Below are 2,875 nucleotides of genomic sequence, written 5' to 3' on the forward strand. Positions count from 1 at the left end.
TCCGGTGGTGGTTCATCGTCCGGCGGTGGTTCGTCCTCGGGTGGCAGTTCGTCTGGCGGTGGTTCGGACAGCGGCGGGGGTGACTCCGGTGGTTCGTCCTCGGGTGGTGGTTCCTCTTCGGGTGGCAGTTCGTCTGGCGGTGGTTCGGACAGCGGCGGCAGTGATTCCGGTGGTTCGTCTTCCGGTGGTGGTTCATCGTCCGGCGGTGGTTCGTCCTCGGGTGGCAGTTCGTCTGGCGGTGGTTCGGACAGCGGCGGGGGTGACTCCGGTGGTTCGTCTTCCGGTGGTGGTTCCTCTTCGGGTGGTGGTTCGTCCTCGGGTGGTGGTTCGTCTTCCGGTGGTGGCTCCTCTTCGGGTGGTGGTTCGTCCTCGGGTGGTGGTTCGTCTTCCGGTGGTGGCTCCTCCTCCGGTGGTGGTTCGTCTTCCGGTGGTGGCTCCTCCTCCGGTGGAGGCTCGTCCTCTGGCGGTGAGGTCAAGTGCAACCCCACGGGGGCCGGGTCGCAGTGGGGCCTGACCGGCTGCAAGGCCGACAACGACAAGGACAACGACAGGGACAAGGACGACAACGACAACGACAAGGACAAAGACAAGGACGACAACGACAACGACAAGGACGACGACAAGGTCGAGTGCAACCCCACGGGGGCCGGGTCGCAGTGGGGCCTGACCGGCTGCAAGGCCGACAACGACAAGGACAAGGACAAAGACAAGGACAAAGACAAGGACGACAACGACGACGACAGGGACGAAGACAACGACGAAGACAACGACGAAGACAAGGACGACTGCCGGGACACCAACGCCGCCTACTTCGGACCGGCGACCACCGGCGGATCCGGCGACGGGCGCTACACACTTGCTGCGGCCGGTACTCGTACAGCCGTCGTCGTCAGTGGCACCACGCTATTGGCAGCTCCCCAAACTCCTTCACCGACGGACCTCGCGCTGTCGTTGTCCGGGGCCGCCATGGCCGGCGTCGACACGTACGCAGACGCGGAGGACCTGACACGCGCACGTCTTGACGGGGCCGGTTGCGACAACCCCAGGTCCAACCCTCATCCGGAAGTGGCGGTCAAGGACGTTGATACGTCGGGCCTCCCGAAGAACACGAAGTGGCGCGAGACGGACGAGACTCTGTACCGCTTCGACGATCGTCCCCCGGACGAGATCTTCGTGGACGACTTCGAGCCGAAGGACCCGAACAACACGGACCTGTACGACTACGTCAAGAACAACAAGGACTCCGCGTTCGTCTCGACGACGACGAAGGAAAAGCCGGTGCCGTTCTACGGTCAGGATTACGTCTACGAGATCGATGCGCCGGGCGGAATCGATGTCAACAAGACCTTCGGGGGGAACAGCCCCCATCCCGGAGAAAGTGAGATCGCTTTCCCCGGCGGGATCGATTCGAAGTACATCAAGGGCGGCTGGAAGCTCAATCCGGACGGCAGCAGGAGCGGCGAATTCATAGAGAACCCGTACTACGAGTCGCCGGAGGAGCGGGGAGAGGACTGACAGCCGCCGCGCAGCATCGGCTGCCGCTCACCACCGGGTCGTGGGATTCCCACGGCCCGGTGGGCTTTTTTCGGCCTTTGGCGCGATCAGCCCTGGGCCCTGAGATGGGTCCGCAGGCCCTTCGGTTTGGGTCTCGCGCGTACGTACTCTGCCGACGTAGTCGCCAAGGCTGGTGGAGGAGTTCGCGTTGTTGAACACAAGAGACCTGCGCTGGGAACTGCCACGACAACTGGCCGTGACCCGGGTCCTGCTCTACCTGATGTTCGCGTTGACTCTGCTGGGTGGCATCGATGTCACCAACTCGCTGCTGGAGCTGGGCAGTCACATCACGCCGGCGGTGAGTCTGGCGGCGGTGTACGCGATGGTGCCGGGGTTCGCGGCTGTGGTTCTGGCGCGGCGGTTGTGGACCGGAGGGAAAGCGGTCTGGTTCACGTTGATCGGGCTCCAGGCGTGGCTGCTGGTCGGCAGCGTGGTGAACCTGTACGCGGGTTCGGCGCGGGGGCTCAGCCAACTGCTTTTGCCGGGTGTGTTGTTGGCGTTGGTGAGTGTGGGTGCGAGCCGGGCGTGGTTCGAACTGCCCTTGGAGCAGCGGGCCGTGAGGCGTCGCTGGACTCTTGAGCGGGGTCAGTCGACGGTCGAGTACGTGGGCATGGTCGGTCTGGTCGCGCTGATCATCGGCACGCTTCTGTTCAGTGGTGTGGCGCCGCAGATATCGGGTGGTCTCCAGACGGCGGTCTGCAACATCCTCGGCGGCGACTGCGAGTCGACGACGGTCGCCGGGGACGGGGGCGACTCCGGCGGGGGCGACAGCGGGGGCGGGAACTCCGGCGGGGGTGGTGATTCCGGCGGGGGCGACAGCGGGGGCGGGAACTCCGGCGGTGGGAACAGCGGTGGCGGTGGTGACTCCGGCGGAGGCGATGACACCGGCGGTGGTGGGAATTCCGGCGGTGGCGATGATTCCGGTGGTGGGAGTAACGGGGGCGGTTCGTCTTCCGGTGGTGGTTCTTCCAGCGGTGGTGGTGACTCCGGGGGCGACTCGGACGGTGATGATTCCGGTGGTGGGAGCAACGGCGGCAGCTCGTCCTCCGGTGGTGGTTCATCGTCGGGTGGTGGTTCGTCTTCGGGCGGCAGCTCGTCGTCCGGTGGCAGCTCGTCCAGCGGTGGTTCGGACAGCGGCGGCGGTGACTCCGGTGGTTCGTCCTCGGGTGGTGGTTCATCGTCGTCCGGTGGTTCGTCCAACGGCGGTTCGGACAGCGGAGGCGGCTCCTCTTCCGGCGGCGGCTCGTCGTCCGGTGGTGGTTCCTCCTCGGGCGGTGGTTCGTCCAGCGGCGGTTCGGACAGCGGCGGTGGTTCGTCGTCC

General features: G+C 65.8%; 1 protein-coding gene and 1 pseudogene. Both read left to right on the top strand.

Going from position 1 to position 2,875, the window contains the following annotated elements; translation table 11 throughout:
- Positions 1-1,515 (top strand): hypothetical protein (locus ACIBLA_RS06985; RefSeq protein WP_399198001.1); only part of this gene is annotated, 1,515 nt, incomplete at its 5' end.
- A 190-nt stretch (positions 1,516-1,705) separates the two neighbouring features.
- Positions 1,706-2,875, top strand: a pseudogene (locus tag ACIBLA_RS06990) (hypothetical protein); the annotation flags it as partial.

Source organism: Streptomyces sp. NPDC050433, from assembly GCF_044458565.1.
Classification (GTDB): Bacteria; Actinomycetota; Actinomycetes; order Streptomycetales; family Streptomycetaceae; genus Streptomyces.